Genomic DNA, 17,400 nt, shown 5'->3' with positions numbered 1-17,400 from the left:
TAAAATATCTATTTGAATTATTTTTAAGTCATTTTGTTCTCCATTCTTCTCATCTAACTATGTATGGTATTTTCTCATGAATAATTACTGTTTGCTATACTAAATAAAGGTGCTCTTGAGTCAACTTTAAACAAGCCCATAAACTTCTATCACTATAATGATGTCAGTTTATATAAATTAGCAGCATCTTACGGTTACGGGCTTGTAAAAAATCATTGCTTTGTAGACGGGAATAAGAGGGTTGCCCTGATTGCCGTTTATACATTTTTGTCAGTCAATGGAATTGAGCTAGCAGCCTCAGAGGTTGATGCAGCGAGTTTTTTCCTGGACTTAGCTGGCAGTGTTGAAACACAAAAGGAAAGTATCGAGAAACTAGCATACTGGCTAGAAAGTAATAGTGAACTCATCTGTAGTGAAGTATAAATAGCACTACCCTCAACTTGTGCATAGTCTAACCAAGGCTTAAAGCGATACATCAGGGTTTTGTCCAAAGTGAAATACTGTTTATTGAAGTTTAAGCTGTCACCTTGAAAATTCTTCCTTGAGTTCGGACATTGCCCCAGTTTTCATCTGGCAGAGATAGTTATAAATTCCATGCCTGTAGAAGCAAGCGTTCTCGATAGAATCTAAACACACATTATTTTTCATTCCTGGCTTATGGACTACCAACACATCATTACAGTTGAGCCAGGAAAGTGTAGTGGCAAGCCTTGTATTCGGGGGATGCGGATCACGGTCTATGACATCTTAGAGTACTTGGCCGTTGGCATGACCGAAACGGAAATCCTGGAAGATTTCTCTGAACTCACCGCAAATGATATTAAAGCTTGCCTAGCATTTGCAGCGGATTGTGAGAAGAAATTGTTTGTGACATCCCTGTGAAGCTACTCTTAGATGAAAATCTATCCGACCGAATTATTGACAGAATTATCGATCTCTATCCTGATTCCAAGCACGTCAAAACCCTAGGACTAATCAATACGGACGACACAGTAATTTGGAACTATGCCAAGACACATGGTTTTGTTATTCTTTCCAAAGATTCTGACTTTCATCAACGAAGTTTGCTTTATGATCATCCACCTAAGTTTATTTATCTTCAAGTTGACAATTACCCGATATGACTGATTATTCAAACTTTGAGGGATAACATAAACACAATCACCCAGTTTGAAAGTTGCCACACAGAAAGTCTTTTGATCTTGACATCGGGGAAAGCCGTAGCGCAAGGTTAGCGTAACGATTTCTTTATCTCGCCCATTGCCCCGGTTTGAACTTGCCAAAGATGGGCATAAATTCCATTTTTTTCAAGCAATTCCTCATGAGTCCCAAACTCGGCAATTTCTCCCTGCTCCATGACATAAATACAGTGGGCCTGGCGAATCGTGGAAAGGCGATGGGCAACAGCGATAGTGGTGCGGTTCTGGGTAATGTGGGCTAAGGAGCGTTGAATGGCGGCTTCGGTTTCGTTATCTACGGCTGAGGTGGCTTCATCCAAGACTAGGATTGGCGGGTCTTTCAAAATCGCCCTGGCAATAGCTAACCGTTGACGTTGCCCCCCAGAGAGTTTTTGCCCCCGTTCCCCTACCACCGTGTCATAGCCTTGGGGCAGTTGTTGAATAAATTCGTGGGCTTCAGCAATTTTGGCGGCCTGGGTAATCTCAGCCGGGGTGGCATCAAATGCTCCATAGGCAATATTTTCTGCAACCGTGCCATGAAACAAGAACACATCCTGACTGACCAGGCCAATGCTGGCTCTTAAATCCCTGAGGTTATATTCATGAATTTCAATGCCATCGAGGAGAATTTGCCCGCCGTGAATTTCATAGAGCCGTAGCAGCAATTTAACTAAGGTACTTTTGCCCGAACCCGTTGCCCCCACAACTCCAATGGTTTGACCGGCTGGAATTTTCAGATTGATGTTTTTGAGGATGCCAGGCCGGTTCGCATAACCAAAATTCACGCTGATAAATTCCAGTTCCCCTCTGACTTGAGTTGGTAGTAGCGGACGTTGGCCTGGGTGAATCGCAATCGGGGTTTCTAGGAGGTTAATCACTCGCTGGGTGGAGGCCATAGCCCGTTGATATTGATCCAAGGTTTCCCCAAGCCGGGTTAAGGGCCAGAGTAAACGCTGAGTCAGAAAGACCATCACACTGTAGGCACCGACATCCAATGCACCTCGACTGGCCGCAATCCCCCCAAACAATAAGGTTGCCGTGAACCCAAATAAAATCACAAACCGAATCAGGGGAACATAGGCGGCACTGAGGGCAATGGCGCGCTGGTTACTTTGGCGATAGGCTTCACTGTCCAGGCCAAGGCGGTCTAATTCATACCCTTCGGAGGTAAAACTTTTAATGGTCAGAATGCCGCCTAAGTTATTGGTGAGTCGCTCGTTGATCAGGCCAGCTTTTTCCCGGACATCAGCATAGCGAGGGGCCAGTCTTTTCTGAAAGGCAACAGAACCCCAAAAAATAAACGGCATCGGAATCATCGAAAACCAGGCCACGCCGGGAGCTAGAGCAAAAAAGACTGCCCCAATCACCAAAACGGTTGTGGTTACTTGGAGAATTTCATTCGCCCCCCGGTCTAAAAATCGTTCCAATTGGTTAATGTCATCATTCAAAATGGCCATCAACGTGCCACTGCTGCGTTCTTCAAAATAGGCCATTTCCAGGTTTTGCAGGTGGGCATAGGCTTCCAGGCGCAATTCATGTTGGACTGTTTGGGCCAAGTTCCGCCAGAGTCGGTCGTAAAGGTATTCAAACAGGGATTCCAAACTCCAAATCACAAAGGAAAGAATGGACAACAGAATTAACTGCTGTGTGACATCCCCAATCCCCCAACGGGCGAGGAGAGAGTTTTGTCGTTCGACCACCACATCTACGGCCATGCCAATTAAGAGCGGCGGTGCTAGATCAAAGACTTTATTGAGGACTGAACAAAGGGAGGCTCGCCAAATTTGGGCTTGATGACGATGGGTATGGCGGAGGAGTTGGAGGAGGGGATGATTAGCCACAAAGTTTCTCAGCCTAGAATGAGTTAACAGTCATAGTTCAATCCTAGACAATCTCTTTACCTTAATTGGAGTTCAAATCTTGAGTGACAGCCCATGTAGTCCGGGAGCTAGTCATGGAGGATGTAGGCAAAGAATAGCAATGGCTGGGTGGGGCCTAAGTCACTCAATCTCCACATTGCTATTCTCAGCAGACAATGCCGACATTCTATCGCTAAGTACTCTAGAATGTCATAAATATAATCTGCATTTCCCAATCCAGAATTTGTCACTACGCTTTCCCGGTGCAATCGTGATGATTAAAACTAGCTAAATCAATACACTTTTACTCCATCAGAAACCCAAAAGAATGTGACTGAATTTGGTAGTGATTTGTCATGAAAAAAGGGAGTAGAACCCGGTCATTTGGTTCAAGTCAGCGAATTAATCATGATGCCTCTGGTTATTATGAATCCAAGCTTTATCAAGACCTCAAGCATACTCCCCAAGCTTACAGTCAGGCAGATTTGCCTTTTCCTAATTCTTACTTAGATAAAACTATCCATCACAGTTCTGAGAAAATGTCAGAATTGCCCGATAACTGTTTGCATTTGATGATTACTTCTCCCCCCTATAATGTCAGTAAAACCTATGATTTAGATTTATCACTTGCAGAATATTTAGATTTACTCAAAAGCGTTTTTCAAGAAACCTATCGAGTTTTAACACATGGTGGGCGAGCCTGTATTAATGTCGCTAACTTAGGCCGAAAACCTTATATTCCCTTGTCTGACTATATTTCTCAAATGATGCTTGAAATTGGTTTTTTAATGCGAGGGGAAATTATCTGGCAAAAAGGCGCAGGCGCGGGGGGATCCATGGCCTGGGGAAGTTGGCAGTCGGCTTCAAATCCTGTCTTACGGGATACCCATGAATATATTTTGGTGTTTTCCAAAGGCACATTTGCACGAAAAAAACAGGATCGGGAGAATACGATTACCAAAGACCAATTTATGGAATGGACAAAATCTGTTTGGACAATGAACCCCGAATCTGCTAGAAAAGTTGGTCATCCTGCCCCATTTCCCATTGAATTACCCTTTCGCTTGATCCAGCTTTATAGCTACAAGAATGATGTTATTCTTGATCCCTTTATGGGAAGTGGTTCTACTGCAATTGCGGCTATTACTGCTAATCGCCATTATGTGGGCTATGAGTTAGATCAGCACTATATTGACTTAGCAAATATCCGACTTGAACCCTATCTTCTCAAAGCCACATCATCGCTTCTGGCATAGGGATAAGTTTAATTCTTCGATGGTGCTGATTTGAGGGAGAAAGGGTTGTAAATTGGCTTGATGGAGTAGTGATTGGCGTTGAATCCGTTGATCCTTCACATTCACCCAGGCCTGGTTAATGTCCATAATTCGTTCTCCATCCCAAAAGACCACCATAAAGGTGCGCCATGTTTGATTCTGGGCCTGGATCATTCGGGGACAAACCGCCGCATTGAGATAAATGGTATCTCCATGAATGGCAATTGGGGTGCGTTGGCGATCATTCCGGTGTCGTAAACGGTGATGCATATGACCAAAGGCAACTAAAGGAATCCGTTTCCCCTCCTGTTTTAACTGCTGAATGGCCGCTGCTAAATCCGGATCACCAAAATCTCCGCCCAAAGGTTGCCAATCTCGTCCACAGGGAGATTCTGGGTAATCCCCTAAACCAGCCGGGCCATTGTGGGAAATAAACCAAAGGGTATCAGTCGGGGCCTGGCGTGCGGCCTGGATGATCTCTGCTGTGGACTCCGATAAGTTATGAATCCCAAATCGCTCCTGAAGGTAGTGAATATTTTTTAGCTCCGGCCCACCCCAACTAAAGGGCCGTCCCCCCACCACTGCAAACCCACAACTGGGAAAATCCCGATAGCCATACCCAACATGGGCCACCCCAAGTAAATCGAGTTGTTGCTGGACTCGGTCTTCAATTTGGCGATTGTAAGGGCATTTTTTCCGGCCCCAATCCGTGGCACTGTACCAAGCATCATGATTTCCCAACGCCACTGCCTTAGGTAGATCAATGGCCGCAATTCCTTGGACAACCGCCACCGCTTCATTACCAAAGTCCCCAACGAAAAGGGCGACATCCACATTTAAGAGCTTCAGGGCCGTGGTATCATCACTGTTCCAGAGTTCGTGAATATCACCCACCACCGCAATAGTTTTTATGTTTAAGTCAGGGGAGCTGGTAATAACGGTCATGGGATCAGTAAAAAAGACGAAAACATTGCTGCTTAGGCCCTGGTGCGACTCAACTCCTTAATTTTATCCACTACTCCTCGCCAAAAGCATGGGCACAAAATAGACTGGCGTGTTTTGGTTTTTGAATAGTAGATCCATCTACGAAATTCCAGGCCTGGGACTCTTCTGCACAGGGTATCTTCAGAAACTCCGCAATATAGCAATCCGTCTTCATTTGTGAGAATGTTTGATCATCACTGCCCTTGGCAAGGAGTAGCCCTTCTTTAGGCCTAGGGTTAAGTCAAAATTTATCGGGCACAAATAATCTCGAGCTAATCTCACGAATCATTACTGCCTGCTATATGTATGGTATGCTCTCATGAATAATTAATGTTTGCTATACTCTTAAGTCAAATCTTCAGATATGCCAATATTGGCTCAGGCCTGAGAATTTCCCAACCATCGCAGTCTGTCCCTAGAAACTGAGGCCGATTCCCCGTAAAATCACAATCAAACCCAGTTGAGGACAAATGATGATAGCCGTAGCGGTACTGGCAGCCGGGCGGGGAACCAGGATGAAGTCTCAGTTACCGAAAGTTCTCCATCCCCTTGGGGGCCGCTCATTAGTCGAATGGGTTTTTCAAAGTGTGGCCGATTTAGCCCCAACTCACAAAATTGTGATTGTCGGTTATGCCGGGGACATGGTTCGCCAGGCCCTCCAAGACCTACCTCAGATCCAATTTGTTGACCAAAGCAAGCAATTAGGCACAGGTCACGCCGTCCAACAGGTCATGCCATTACTGGAGAATTTTACAGGGGATCTACTGGTACTCAATGGGGATGTGCCCCTGCTGCGGCGAGAAACGCTCAGAGCATTACTGACAACCCACCAGGCCCACGGTAATGCCGCCACCATCCTCACAGCCCAAATTCCTGATCCCCAGGGCTATGGTCGCGTCATTTGTGATGGGAATAACATTGTCAAGCAAATTGTTGAAGACCGAGACTGCACCGCGGCCCAAAAGCAAAACCGCCGGATCAATGCTGGAGTCTATTGCTTCCATTACCCTGAACTTGCGGAAGTGTTGCCTCACCTAAAAAGCGAAAACGACCAGCAGGAGTTCTATCTCACCGATGCCGTCAATGATCTAGAACCAGTCATGGCTATGGATGTCGAGGACTATGAAGAAATCCTGGGGGTGAATGATCGGCAACAATTAGCCGCCGCCTATCAAATCCTCCAAAGACGGATTAAGCAATATTGGATGATGGCAGGTGTCACCTTGATTGATCCCGACAGCATTACCATTGACGACACCGTGCAGTTAGCCCCCGATGTTATTTTGGAACCCCAAACTCATCTGCGAGGCCAAACCTCCATCGGCTCCGGTTCCCAAATTGGCCCAGGCAGCTACATTGAAAATAGCCAAATTGCGGCCAACGTCTCTGTCAAGTTTTCTGTGATTACCGACTCTCAAATTGCTGAAGCTAGCCAAATTGGCCCCTATGCTCATCTGCGCGGCCACAGTCAAATCGGCAGCCATTGTCGGATTGGCAATTTTGTTGAACTCAAGCAAGCAACCCTCGGCAATCACACCAAAGCCTCACATCTGTCCTATCTTGGGGATGCCCACTTAGGCGATCAGGTTAATATTGGGGCAGGGACAATTACCGCTAATTATGATGGTGTTCGCAAACATCGCACTGTGATTGGACATCGCAGTAAAACTGGGGCAAATTCTGTTTTGGTCGCTCCGGTGGAATTAGGTGAAGATGTGACTGTCGCCGCAGGTTCAACCGTAACCGCAGATGTTCCCGCCCAGAGCCTAGTTATTGCCCGCGCCCGTCAAGTGATTAAGCCCGGTTGGCAACTGTCCCCTCCTTCTGCACCCTAACCTATGGAAGCCCTGAATACTCGTGATTTTTTCCTCCGCTGGCGCGCTGGTGAACGGGACTTTTCTGGCCTGGATCTGCGGCGAGTGGATTTGACCCTCGAAGAAGTGAACGATACTGACTTTACCGGTTCCAACTTGGCCGGGGCGGTACTGAATGGGGCCGATTTAATTGGTTGTAACTTTACCCAGGCCAATCTCGTCTCAGCCAAAATTTTGGGGGCGGATTTAAGTGCGGCTAACTTAACTGAAGCAGATCTGAGTAATGCCTTGGTGAGTAGTTCTAACCTGATGGGGGCGCAATTACCCAAGGCCAATTTACGGCGGGCGGTGTTGAGTTGTGCGATTATGCGGGGAACAAATCTGCGGGGGGCAAAGCTGCGGGGGGCAAATTTTGACTGCACGGATCTGACGGGGGCGGATTTATTGGGGGCAGATGCCTTGCGGCCGGAATTGCTCGAGGCCGTTTTGGACAAGACAACCATGCCCGATGGGACTGTTTATGAGCTACCCAGCTAGGTGAAGGAATGTTGCCCAATCGGCTCACCCGTCAAGATGTGAAGGTGCGTTTGGCGGCTGGCCCGGCCCAGGATTTTACTGGCCTAGATTTATCCGAAATTAACTTAACTGGCTTAGACTTTAGCGGTTGTAATTTTGACCAGGCCCGCCTCGACCGGACCTATTTCCGCGGCTGTCGGATGATTGGAGCTAAATTCAACCGCGCTTATCTGAATGGGACTGATTTTTTCGAGGCGGATCTCACACATACAGATTTTAGTCAAACTCGCATTTATCGCTGTCGTTTTTCCCATGCCAATTTAACAGGTGCGAATTTCTTACTGGCTGAAATTTGGGAATCTAAATTTGTGGCAGCGTTATTAAAACAGGCCGACTTTACAGGGGCAACTCTCTATCAAGTCAAACTCAATCGGGCTGATTGTCGCCAGGCCAGGTTAGAAATCCATCATCTCTATACCAAACGTAAACGGATGCTCAGTCTGATCCAAGATTGACCGAGTCGCTAGCTTTGACGTTGAGCTAAAATCACCCCAAACCAGTTCTGCTCATCAGTCCAGGCCTGGACGGTTGCCAATTGATGGTGTCGCAGTTGGGCTTGAATTTGCTCTAAGTTAAACTTGCGGGAGATTTCCGTATGGAGGAGTTCACCGGGTTGAAATTCACAGCTAAAGTCTAGGGCATTTAAGGTAATCTGCTGTGAGGCAAGACTGACTAAATACATTTCAATTTGCTGGGCCTGGGCGTTATAAATTGCTCGATGTTGCCAGGCGTTTAAGTTAAAGTTGCCATCAAAACGCCAATTCAGGTGAGCCAACAAATTTAAATTAAATTCCGCCGTGATCCCTTGTCCATCGTTATAAGCTGCTTCTAAAATCTTCGGCGGTTTGACCAAATCAACTCCCAAAAGAAAGTATTCTTGCGGTTTCAGGCTGGCTTGAATCCATTGAAAAAACTGCTCACATTCCCCAGGAGTTAAATTACCAAGGGTGCTGCCCAAAAAACTAATCATCCGTTCTGGGAGTTTCCGGGGGGGCAGATGGCTTAACCCTTGTTCGTAGGTGCCAATAATTCCTGTGACAGCTAGATTTGGATAGTCATTGAGTAAAGCTAAGGCACTATCTTTGAGAATGCTGCCACTGACATCTATCGGTAAATAATGGAGCGATTGTCCCTTGGCCTGGGCGGCATCGAGCAAAATCCGGGTTTTCAGCGAACTCCCACTGCCCAACTCCACCAATTCACAGGCCCCGGTAATCTCAACAATTTCCTGCGCCGCCTGGTGGAGAATTCCCATTTCAGTGCGGGTTGGATAATACTCTGGTAACTGGCAAATTTGCTCAAATAGATGCGAGCCGCGCCCATCATAAAAATACTTGGGAGGAACCGTTTTTAAGGGCTGTGATAACCCCAAGACCACATCCTCCCCATCTCGCCCCTGCTGGCCTGGCTCAAGATAGATGACATTCAAGCGGGATTGAATCGGGGTGGCAATCACAGGAGCATTCTCAAAAATACAGCAAGGGGGCCTGGGAACAATCTTGGCAAGACATCCTGAAAATCTCCTGAGAGGTTCCTTAGAGTGTCCGGCGTTTGGCCACAGTTTGATAGGCGGCGATTACATCCCCCTCTTGCCAACCCTGGAAGTCATCAAGACGCACCCCACACTCGAAACCCGTTGCGACTTCCTTGGCATCATCCTTCATCCGTTTTAAGGAGGTTAAGACCCCAGAATGGACGGTTTGGCTGCCCCGTTGTACCCGGATTTTACAGTTACGCACCAGTTTTCCAGATTGGACATAACACCCTGCGACCACGCCTTTGGCCACTGCAAAGGTTGCCCGAACTTCCGCTTGTCCGAGTTCTTCTTCGACCATTTCCGGATCGAGTAACCCTTCCATCGCGGCCTGGAGATCATCCAAGAGTTTGTAGATGATGTTGTACTCGCGAATGTCCACGTTGTTTTGATCCGCGGCCTGGCGGGCCCCACTGGCTAAGGTGGTGTTAAACCCGACAATCACGGCACTACTGGCAGCGGCTAAGTCCACATCGGTTTCGGTAATTTCCCCAGGGGCTGAGAGTAAAATCCGCAGTTGAACTTGATCTTGGGGAAGTTGCCCTAAGGAAGCCAAAATCGCCTCTAAGGATCCCTGCACATCTGCTTTCAGAACCAGATTCAGTTCTTTGAGTTCCCCTTCGCGAGCCTGGTCAGACAAGGTGGTGAGGGAAACACGCCGGGCAGCCATGGCCTGGGCCAGACGCACTTGCCGCTGTTCCATCGTCCGCTGATCGGCCAAAGAACGGGCCGCTTTTTCATCGGTAAAGACCTCAAATTCATCCCCAGCCGCAGGGACATCCGTTAGACCCAAGACCTCCACCGCAAAGGATGGCCCAGCCGCCTCAACCCGTTGGCTCCGGTCGTCAATCATCGCCCGGACTTTCCCTAAGCAGGCCCCGGCCACAAAGACATCACCAACGCGTAAGGTACCATTTTGAACCAAGAAGGTGGCTACGGCACCTCGGGCTTTATCTAAATGAGCTTCAATCACTGTCCCTTTCGCCGGTCGGTCTGGGTTGGCATAGAGATCTTCAACCTCGGAAACCAACAAGATCATTTCCAGTAAGGTATCCAAGTTTTCCCGTTGGAGGGCACTGACCGGAACCATGATCGTATCGCCCCCCCATTCTTCAGGAACCAGGTTAAATTCTGTTAACTCCTGTTTTACCCGATCGGGCTGGGCAGATTCCTTATCAATTTTGTTAATGGCCACAACAATCGGTACGCCGGCAGCTTTGGCATGGCTAATGGCTTCAATGGTCTGCGGTTGCACTCCATCATCGGCGGCCACCACTAAGACTGCCACATCTGTAACCCGCGCTCCCCTGGCTCGCATAGCTGTAAAGGCTTCGTGACCGGGAGTATCCAGGAACACAACCTGGGCCGGTTCGCCATTATGTTCCACATCCACATGGTAGGCCCCAATATGTTGAGTAATCCCACCAGCTTCTCCTTGGGCAACTTTGGCATGGCGAATTGCATCCAAAAGACTGGTTTTGCCGTGATCCACATGGCCCATAATTGTGACTACGGGCGGACGGCGTTGCAGGTAATCTAAATCTCCTGCCTCGATCATCTCTGTAACTTTCTTAGCAGCCGATTCTTGAGTCCCCGCTTCCACCTCAATTCCCAATTCCTTGGTCACCATTTCAGCGGTTTCCAAATCTAGGGCCTGGTTGATGGTAGCAGCAATGCCTTTGAAGAAGAGAATCTTGATCACTTCCGATTCCGGGACAACCAGCTTCATGGCCAATTCCTGAACCGTCAGGCTACCGTCGAGGGTGATTTTCTCAGGCCGGGTAGCTTCTTCTTCCTCTTGGCGATCTCGCCCGCGATGACTACGCCGATCAGTCTTATCCGCTTTCTTGGGTGCTGGTTTGGCCTCAGGTTTAACTGTAACTGGGCGGCTACTCTTGGTGGCTTTTGGCTTGGGTGGGCGAACTAGGGATTGGCTAACATCTATGGTTTGTAGCTTCAAGAGAGAGTCAGCCCCAAAATCTAGCTCATCTTCCTCCTCAATGCCTGAGGTGCGGCGTTTACCCTTGGCGGCATTTTTGGCCCGGAGTTCCTCTTCTTCCTCTTGGGCGGTTTTACCCCGAGTCCGGCGGCCACGGGTTGAGAGAACGCGATTAACAGAGTCATTTTGGAGAACTTCAATCGCATCTTCGGATGTCCCGGTTCCGGGGGGTTTTGGCGGTGCAGGCCGGACTGGAGCATCTAGGAGGCGAGGGGGCGGCTGGAGTTTATGAACCGGTTTAGGCAGAACGTCCGGGCTGACAGGTTCTGAACCAGACACACTAATTTTAGGCCCTGGAACTTTCAGGGGTTCAGGGTGTTGGAGTTGTTGGGAACGGGGGGGGGCGGGGAGGCGGACTTTACGAGGTGGAGCAATGCCTTCCAAACTCGAGGCTGAAGCAGTAGTCCCGAGAGTAGATGGGGTAGATTGGCGGGGGCGGGGTGGGGGGCCTTGGAGAGTCGGTAAAGGGGCAGGTTCCTGGGCCTGGACAAGTTGTTCAACTTCCGGCGTAGCAGGTGCTGGCGGGGCTGGGGGCTGAGGGGCGCGCACGATGGGCTTAATCGGCGGTTGCAGACTTCCCTCCCGGGCTGGGGGGCGGTGGAGTTGCGGTACAGGTCGAGATGGTTGCTCCACCAGGCTAGGGGTTGAATTGCCCTCACTAGTTGGGGCCAAGGCAGGGGTCGGGCGAGAATGGGTACTGTGAACCGCCACAATCTGTTGAGATTTCTTGACGGGCATCGGGACAGAAGGTTTCGGTCGCGCTGGAGCCTGGGCCGGACGCATCGGTTTCGGGGCCACGGGAGGTGTAAAGGTCTCTGCTTCTTGGCGAATTTGGGCGGCTTCCTCATCAGAAATGGTGCTGCTATGGCTTTTCACCGAGATGGCCAACTTTTCACAAATCGTCAATAAGTCCTTATTATCCCGATTCAGTTCCTTAGCAAGATCGTAAATTCTGACTTTACCGTTACTCATTCTTTACCCTGTCTGCAATTGCTACCAACTCAGTCCCCAAAATGGTGGATCAGCACGTAAAGATGCTAACTCACAGGAAGTTCCACAACCTTGGCGAAATTTGGCCCTATAGCCATTATTAACCATTTTGCCAGTTTGCCAGGCGAATGTTTATTTTACGGGAATTAATCCGGTCGGGGGGGTGAGTTCAATCCGCCGATGTTTGAGGTCAATCGTGGGAACAATTTCCCGAACCAAGGGAATCAGGACAATTGGCTCTTGGGGGCGGTGGAGCCGGACTTCAAGGAGATCATTCCCGGCATTGATCAGGCCGATCACCGTCCCAATCACCTCTGAATCGGGGGGAATAAAAACATCCAGCCCGATCAAATCCATCAAATGAAATTCATTAGGCTCTAGGGGGGGGCGGTCAGACACTGGCACAACTAACTGACTTCCCCGTAAATTTTCAGCCTCTGTCCGGGTTTTATATTCTGAAAAGGTAAGAACATACAGGCCTGGGCCATTTAAAAATCTGCCCTCAGTCAGGGTGACTGGAATTGGGGAGTTTTGATGATTAGTTTTTAGCCAACGGGGCCCAGGTTCTAAAAATCGCTCCGGAAAATCTGATTCTGGATAAACTCGGACTGCCCCAGCCAGGCCTTGGGGAGCGACAATTTGGCCAATTGCTAACCAATCAGATTCGGAAGCAGTGTCAGGGTTTGGATCAGTTAAAAGGGTTTGAGCCATAGGTTGGAGATTTGCCGTAAGTTTCAGTTAGATCAAGTCGGGGTCAACACCCAGTTCTTTGAGTTTAGCCGCCAAGAGTTCCGCCCGTTGGGATTCTTGAGCCGCCCGTTCCCAACCTGTGGGTAAGATTTCGCCCTCTAAGGTCGCCCAGCGTAACCAAACCGCTTCCACGCCTCGATAAATCCCAGGCCAGGGTCGCAACACCAAGCCCAAGGATTCACTGCTGAGCCACCCTTGCGGACTCAATTCCATCGGCTGATAGTGACCGCTGATCAGGCTAAAGCCAGCAAAGTCATCGGGGTTAAAGGGGTCATACCAGTAGAATTCCGGCACTCGCAATTTCGTCTGATACACAGCTTTTTTAGTGGTTTTATCCTCATCCGCCGTGGAGGGAGATAGCAGTTCAATCACCACATCGGGGGCTTTTTCTTCCTCCCAAATGACCCAGGATTTACGTTCTCGCTTCGGAACATCAGTCACCGCAAAAAAATCCGGGCCTTTGAAGTCTTGGGATTTAATTTGGGCCTGGCTGAAGTAGATAAACATATTGCCGCCCACATAGCCATCGGCTCGCGGCTCCAACCAAGTATCCAAGCCCTCGATGAGTAAATCCATCTGCATCTTGTGACGTTGGGTTTCCATGGTTTGATTGTCATCGGCAGGCAGTTCATCTTCACCAGGCAGAAAGAGTGCTGGGCTGAAGGATGGCGCGGTGGACAATTCCAGGGTCGTCATAATCGATTCACTGTCGCCAGGAGCATCCATATCCTAACGAATCTGCCAGTCAGCGTCATGAGACGATCTATCAGGATAACCATGAACCCTAACGAGATCTAGCTTGATCTTTTAAGTCATGCCCATAAGCTCCCCAGGCCAAATCAATCAGACCCGATAAAATAGCTGCTGCGACCCCTGGCCCCCCTTTTTGCCCATTCAGCATAATATTGGGTAACCAAGATTTTTCCAGTTCCTCGCGCCCTTGGGGCAAAAATCCCACCGGTGTGTGGATAATCAAGGCTGGCTTAATTTCATCGGCCTGCACCAGTTCTAGCAAGGGAGACAGAGTTGTTTGGGAAGCTCCAATCACAAAAATGGCGGTTGGATGGCGGCGGGAGAGGGTTTCTACACCAAAGGCAGCGCGGGATTTTTCAGTCTGGGGGCGGGTAAAGGTTTCACTGCCACAATAAACCGGATTCGCAAAAGTAGTTTGAAGTTGCGGCAAAATCCCCATCTGCACTAAAGGCACATCGACAATAATGGGAGTCCGCACCGACAAAGCCGCCACACCCGCAGCTAGGGCCTGGGGCGAAAACTGGATCAGGGTGGGATAGTCAAAATCTCCTGTGGCGTAAATAACTCGCCGGATAATTTCATATTCAGCCGGAGTAAACTTGTGATCACCTAACTCTTGGTCAATCAGGTGCAAACTTTGAATATCACTGCTGTGCCAGTCCATAGATGCCCTAGCCTTGATTTCCCGAACTGAGATGGCTCCTTATGGCGGCTTCCAACTGGGCAGGGGGAAAGACCCCAAACTCGGTCATAATCCCTTTAATGAACTGGGCCGGGGTAACATCAAAGGCCGGGTTATAGAACTCCACGCCCTCAGGACAAATGCGATGAGTATCAGGTAAATAGACTTCTTGCGGATCTCGCTGTTCAATCGGGATAAGCGTCCCCTCAGGTAAATTCAAATCCACGGTCGAAGCTGGTGCCGCAATAAAAAACGGAATGCGATGGGCCTGGGCTGCGAGGGCAACACTGTACGTCCCAATTTTGTTGGCTGTGTCCCCATTAGCCGCAATTCGATCGGCTCCAACTACGACCGCATCGATCATCCCCTGCTGCATACAATGGGCCGCCATCGTATCCGCTAATAAGGTCACTGGAATTCCTTCTTGGACACATTCCCAGGTGGTAAGCTTGGCCCCCTGCCATCTTGGCCGCGTTTCATCGGCATACACTCGTTCTAACCGTCCTGCAGCCCAGGCCGAGCGAATCACCCCCAAGGCAGTTCCATAGCCCGCAGTGGCCAAGGCCCCGGCATTACAGTGGGTCAAAATTCTTAACTTCTCAGGAGTTTGGGGCAAGGCCGTTAACCCATGAGCCCCAATTTGTTGACAAGTGCGAATATCGTCAGCACAGATTTTTTGGGCAGTTTGGAGAAGATGAGCCTGAATCTCACCCACTGAACCGGAACAGGCCTGGGCTGCTGTTGACATTTTATCTATTGCCCAAAACAAATTAACTGCGGTGGGTCGCGTTTGTCTGAGTCGGGTGGCCACTTGGTCTAAATGGGCGAAAAATTCTTGCAGGTCTGAGCCGCTAAAGTCCCGTGCCCCCAAATACATCCCAAAGGCCGCCGCCACGCCAATTGCAGGAGCACCCCGAACAATCATCGTGGTAATCGCCGTGGCCATATCCTCAACACAGTGAATATCCACAACACTGTATTCAGCCGGCAAGCGGGTTTGATCAATCAGGCGGACACTCTCTTCATGCCACTGCACCGGAAAAATCCCCTGACTCATGCACTTGTCCTTTGGGTAGATCACCCCTTAATTATCACTAAAAGAGGTCTAATTCCTCCAATTTCTTGAAGTACAGCCTTAATGCTATAATTCCAGAGAAAAATAATAAATTATTCAGACGCACAATTTATCATTCGTTATAGAAATACCTAAATACCTTTGATTCAATTCAAGAGTTTGTTGATTATGCTTGTCTTGATGGCTCAATAGCTATTTTGTAGGGACATATTAGAGACTAGGGTATAAAAAGAGTCTGTGAAGCGTTGAACATTACTTTTTCGGAACGACCTAATCAATTAAATCAGCATTACCAAGAATTAATTGGGTCTAAAAGAGATGAAACATACATCCCCTTTGAATTGGTTTTAAAGCCGGATCATTTGGATTACTGGCCAATCGTTGAAACTGCTTAAAGCTCATTTTTGCCTGAATTCCCTCAATCATGCAGGTGCAGAAAGCTGTGCCACGCCCACCAAAACCAGGAGGAGCCTGTTTCTGAAACCTTCGAGTACAATCAACCATAAATTTTTGTATTGATGCCGGGGGGTAGCTGGTCGCCAGTACTGGGCCTGGGACAAAAAGAGCAATGGATAAAATTGGTACGGAAATTAAAAATTTCATACAAACAATATCCCTAGGAAAAGCCCTGCCAAGAGAATTTTGCGACATTTACTTATTTTACTACGGCAGTGAAATAAGCAGTCGATGATGCGTCTTACTTAAAGATACCCTTGGCACTACCAATGCAACATTGTACGGATGCCTGCTCAGATACGATGACCGCTAGGCCCCGCTTAACGTTGTACTTCCTGGGCAATCGCTTCGGCCATTTGCTGGGTACCGACTGGGGTTTGGCCAGAGGGAATTAAATCATAAGTGACAAATTTCTTCTCGCCGATTACTTTTTCCACCGCCGCTTGTAACCGTTTTGCCGCCTCCATTTCCCCTAGGTATTGCAACATCAACACCCCGGAAAGAATCAACGCGGTCGGATTGGCTTTATTTTGGCCAGCATATTTCGGGGCCGAGCCGTGAATGGCCTCAAACACCGCATAGTCATCGCCAATATTGGCCCCTGGTGCAATTCCCAGGCCCCCGATCATCCCAGCACACATATCCGAGAGAATATCGCCGTAGAGGTTGGGCATGACCATGACATCGTAGAGTTCCGGCTTTTGCATTAACTGCATACACATATTGTCCACAATCCGATCTTCAAATTCTAGCTCTGGATAGTTGGGGGCAATTTTCCGGGCTGTCTCTAAAAATAAGCCATCGGTAAATTTCATAATGTTGGCTTTGTGGACTGCGGTGACTTTTTTGCGGCCATTGGTCTGGGCATACTTGAAGGCAAAATCAACAATTTTTTGGCTCCCCAATACGGAAATGGGTTTGACCCCAATGGCGGCATCATCCCGAATCAGCTTGCCAGATAACTCACTTAAAAAGGCCCTAGCTTTGGCGGCTTCCGGAGTCCTGTAGTCAAACTCAATCCCGGCATAGAGGTCTTCGGTGTTTTCCCGGACAATCACCAGATCAATATCATGGAAATAGCTTTTTACCCCGACAATAGACTTCGCAGGTCGTAAGTTGGCGTACAGATTTAGGCGTTTCCGAATCTCCACATTTACCGAGCGAAAGCCTGTCCCCACAGGAGTTGTGATCGGCCCCTTGATAGCGGTTTTAGTGGCCTTAATTGTGTCTAGGACGTGCTCCGGTAAGGGTGTCCCATATTTATCCATCATGTCCACGCCTGCATCAACCACGTGCCAATCAAAAGCTACTCCCGTTGCATCCAAGGCAGTTTGGGTCGCTAAAGCAACTTCAGGGCCAATTCCATCGCCGCGAATTAAGGTGACTGCGTGGGCCACGGGGTATCCTCCTAAAATGTGATGGGAGCGTGATTATGTCTCAGAATCATACCGTCAATTTATCCAGGCCCATGTCAGG

Annotated in this window: 16 protein-coding genes and 1 pseudogene; 7 read left to right on the top strand and 10 right to left on the bottom strand. The window is 48.7% G+C overall.

Going from position 1 to position 17,400, the window contains the following annotated elements; translation table 11 throughout:
* The first annotated feature begins 87 nt into the window (after positions 1-87).
* From RIF25_RS17280 to RIF25_RS17275, 3 genes and pseudogenes are all read left to right on the top strand, one after another.
* Positions 88-423 (top strand): type II toxin-antitoxin system death-on-curing family toxin, encoded by a 336-nt coding sequence (locus tag RIF25_RS17280; RefSeq protein WP_407682391.1) that lies wholly within the window; start codon positions 88-90, stop codon positions 421-423.
* 234 nt (positions 424-657) lie between these two features.
* Entirely contained in the window at positions 658-882 is a 225-nt protein-coding gene (locus RIF25_RS10315) for a DUF433 domain-containing protein (RefSeq protein ID WP_322878454.1), read from the top strand.
* Positions 879-1,235, top strand: a pseudogene (locus RIF25_RS17275) (DUF5615 family PIN-like protein). Before RIF25_RS10315 ends, RIF25_RS17275 begins: the two are co-directional and overlap by 4 nt.
* Here RIF25_RS17275 and RIF25_RS10310 read toward each other — a convergent pair.
* Positions 1,232-3,019, bottom strand: a complete 1,788-nt coding sequence (locus tag RIF25_RS10310) for an ABC transporter ATP-binding protein (protein ID WP_322878453.1) — start codon at positions 3,017-3,019, stop codon at positions 1,232-1,234. The pseudogene RIF25_RS17275 and the gene RIF25_RS10310 overlap by 4 nt on opposite strands.
* Positions 3,020-3,393: 374 nt before the next feature.
* Between RIF25_RS10310 and RIF25_RS10305 the strand changes: the two genes are divergently transcribed.
* Positions 3,394-4,293 (top strand): DNA-methyltransferase, encoded by a 900-nt coding sequence (locus tag RIF25_RS10305; RefSeq protein WP_322878452.1) that lies wholly within the window; start codon positions 3,394-3,396, stop codon positions 4,291-4,293.
* Here RIF25_RS10305 and RIF25_RS10300 read toward each other — a convergent pair.
* The gene (locus RIF25_RS10300; RefSeq protein ID WP_322878451.1) at positions 4,276-5,256 is read right to left on the bottom strand and encodes a TIGR04168 family protein; all 981 of its coding nucleotides are present in this window, start codon (positions 5,254-5,256) and stop codon (positions 4,276-4,278) included. The genes RIF25_RS10305 and RIF25_RS10300 overlap by 18 nt on opposite strands.
* Before the next feature lie 512 nt (positions 5,257-5,768).
* Between RIF25_RS10300 and glmU the strand changes: the two genes are divergently transcribed.
* The 3 genes from glmU to RIF25_RS10285 are packed head-to-tail and all read left to right on the top strand — an operon-like array spanning position 5,769 to position 8,140.
* Entirely contained in the window at positions 5,769-7,130 is a 1,362-nt protein-coding gene (gene glmU, locus RIF25_RS10295; RefSeq protein ID WP_322878458.1) for a bifunctional UDP-N-acetylglucosamine diphosphorylase/glucosamine-1-phosphate N-acetyltransferase GlmU, read from the top strand.
* 3 nt (positions 7,131-7,133) lie between these two features.
* Positions 7,134-7,646 carry a pentapeptide repeat-containing protein gene (locus RIF25_RS10290; protein ID WP_322878450.1) on the top strand — a complete coding sequence of 171 codons (513 nt, stop codon included), beginning with the start codon at positions 7,134-7,136 and terminating at the stop codon, positions 7,644-7,646.
* 8 nt (positions 7,647-7,654) lie between these two features.
* The gene (locus tag RIF25_RS10285) at positions 7,655-8,140 is read left to right on the top strand and encodes a pentapeptide repeat-containing protein (RefSeq protein WP_322878449.1); all 486 of its coding nucleotides are present in this window, start codon (positions 7,655-7,657) and stop codon (positions 8,138-8,140) included.
* Positions 8,141-8,148: 8 nt separating this feature from the next.
* Here RIF25_RS10285 and egtD read toward each other — a convergent pair whose 3' ends face one another.
* From egtD to RIF25_RS10245, 8 genes are all read right to left on the bottom strand, one after another.
* Positions 8,149-9,141 (bottom strand): L-histidine N(alpha)-methyltransferase, encoded by a 993-nt coding sequence (gene egtD / locus RIF25_RS10280; RefSeq protein ID WP_322878448.1) that lies wholly within the window; start codon positions 9,139-9,141, stop codon positions 8,149-8,151.
* Between the two features lie 79 nt (positions 9,142-9,220).
* Entirely contained in the window at positions 9,221-12,190 is a 2,970-nt protein-coding gene (infB, locus tag RIF25_RS10275) for a translation initiation factor IF-2 (RefSeq protein WP_322878447.1), read from the bottom strand.
* Positions 12,191-12,340: 150 nt separating this feature from the next.
* Positions 12,341-12,919, bottom strand: coding sequence for a ribosome maturation factor RimM (gene rimM / locus RIF25_RS10270; protein WP_322878446.1), 579 nt, complete (start codon positions 12,917-12,919; stop codon positions 12,341-12,343).
* A gap of 27 nt (positions 12,920-12,946) precedes the next feature.
* Positions 12,947-13,654, bottom strand: coding sequence for a Uma2 family endonuclease (locus RIF25_RS10265; protein ID WP_322878445.1), 708 nt, complete (start codon positions 13,652-13,654; stop codon positions 12,947-12,949).
* Positions 13,655-13,742: 88 nt separating this feature from the next.
* Complete coding sequence (locus RIF25_RS10260) at positions 13,743-14,375, bottom strand: precorrin-8X methylmutase (RefSeq protein ID WP_322878444.1); 633 nt, start codon at positions 14,373-14,375, stop codon at positions 13,743-13,745.
* Between the two features lie 7 nt (positions 14,376-14,382).
* The gene (gene mtnA, locus RIF25_RS10255; RefSeq protein ID WP_322878443.1) at positions 14,383-15,450 is read right to left on the bottom strand and encodes an S-methyl-5-thioribose-1-phosphate isomerase; all 1,068 of its coding nucleotides are present in this window, start codon (positions 15,448-15,450) and stop codon (positions 14,383-14,385) included.
* A 327-nt stretch (positions 15,451-15,777) separates the two neighbouring features.
* The gene (locus RIF25_RS10250) at positions 15,778-16,071 is read right to left on the bottom strand and encodes a hypothetical protein (RefSeq protein ID WP_322878442.1); all 294 of its coding nucleotides are present in this window, start codon (positions 16,069-16,071) and stop codon (positions 15,778-15,780) included.
* Between the two features lie 173 nt (positions 16,072-16,244).
* Positions 16,245-17,321 carry an isocitrate/isopropylmalate dehydrogenase family protein gene (locus tag RIF25_RS10245; RefSeq protein ID WP_322878441.1) on the bottom strand — a complete coding sequence of 359 codons (1,077 nt, stop codon included), beginning with the start codon at positions 17,319-17,321 and terminating at the stop codon, positions 16,245-16,247.
* Positions 17,322-17,400: the final 79 nt, after the last annotated feature.

The organism is Pseudocalidococcus azoricus BACA0444 (assembly GCF_031729055.1).
Taxonomy (GTDB): Bacteria; Cyanobacteriota; Cyanobacteriia; order Thermosynechococcales; family Thermosynechococcaceae; genus Pseudocalidococcus; species Pseudocalidococcus azoricus.
The sequence above is the reverse complement of the archived record's forward strand: the minus strand, read 5'-3'. Positions and strand labels throughout refer to the sequence as shown.

Excerpts from the sequence above, each read along its gene's own strand:
- RIF25_RS10285 (WP_322878449.1), top strand. The coding sequence starts at position 7,655 with ATGTTGCCCAATCGGCTCACCCGTCAAGATGTGAAGGTGCGTTTGGCG.
- RIF25_RS10315 (WP_322878454.1), top strand. The coding sequence starts at position 658 with ATGGACTACCAACACATCATTACAGTTGAGCCAGGAAAGTGTAGTGGC.
- mtnA (WP_322878443.1), bottom strand. The coding sequence starts at position 15,450 with ATGAGTCAGGGGATTTTTCCGGTGCAGTGGCATGAAGAGAGTGTCCGC.
- RIF25_RS10290 (WP_322878450.1), top strand. The coding sequence starts at position 7,134 with ATGGAAGCCCTGAATACTCGTGATTTTTTCCTCCGCTGGCGCGCTGGT.
- glmU (WP_322878458.1), top strand. The coding sequence starts at position 5,769 with ATGATAGCCGTAGCGGTACTGGCAGCCGGGCGGGGAACCAGGATGAAG.
- RIF25_RS10250 (WP_322878442.1), bottom strand. The coding sequence starts at position 16,071 with ATGAAATTTTTAATTTCCGTACCAATTTTATCCATTGCTCTTTTTGTC.
- RIF25_RS10260 (WP_322878444.1), bottom strand. The coding sequence starts at position 14,375 with ATGGACTGGCACAGCAGTGATATTCAAAGTTTGCACCTGATTGACCAA.
- RIF25_RS10300 (WP_322878451.1), bottom strand. The coding sequence starts at position 5,256 with ATGACCGTTATTACCAGCTCCCCTGACTTAAACATAAAAACTATTGCG.
- RIF25_RS10265 (WP_322878445.1), bottom strand. The coding sequence starts at position 13,654 with ATGACGACCCTGGAATTGTCCACCGCGCCATCCTTCAGCCCAGCACTC.
- rimM (WP_322878446.1), bottom strand. The coding sequence starts at position 12,919 with ATGGCTCAAACCCTTTTAACTGATCCAAACCCTGACACTGCTTCCGAA.
- RIF25_RS10305 (WP_322878452.1), top strand. The coding sequence starts at position 3,394 with ATGAAAAAAGGGAGTAGAACCCGGTCATTTGGTTCAAGTCAGCGAATT.
- infB (WP_322878447.1), bottom strand. The coding sequence starts at position 12,190 with ATGAGTAACGGTAAAGTCAGAATTTACGATCTTGCTAAGGAACTGAAT.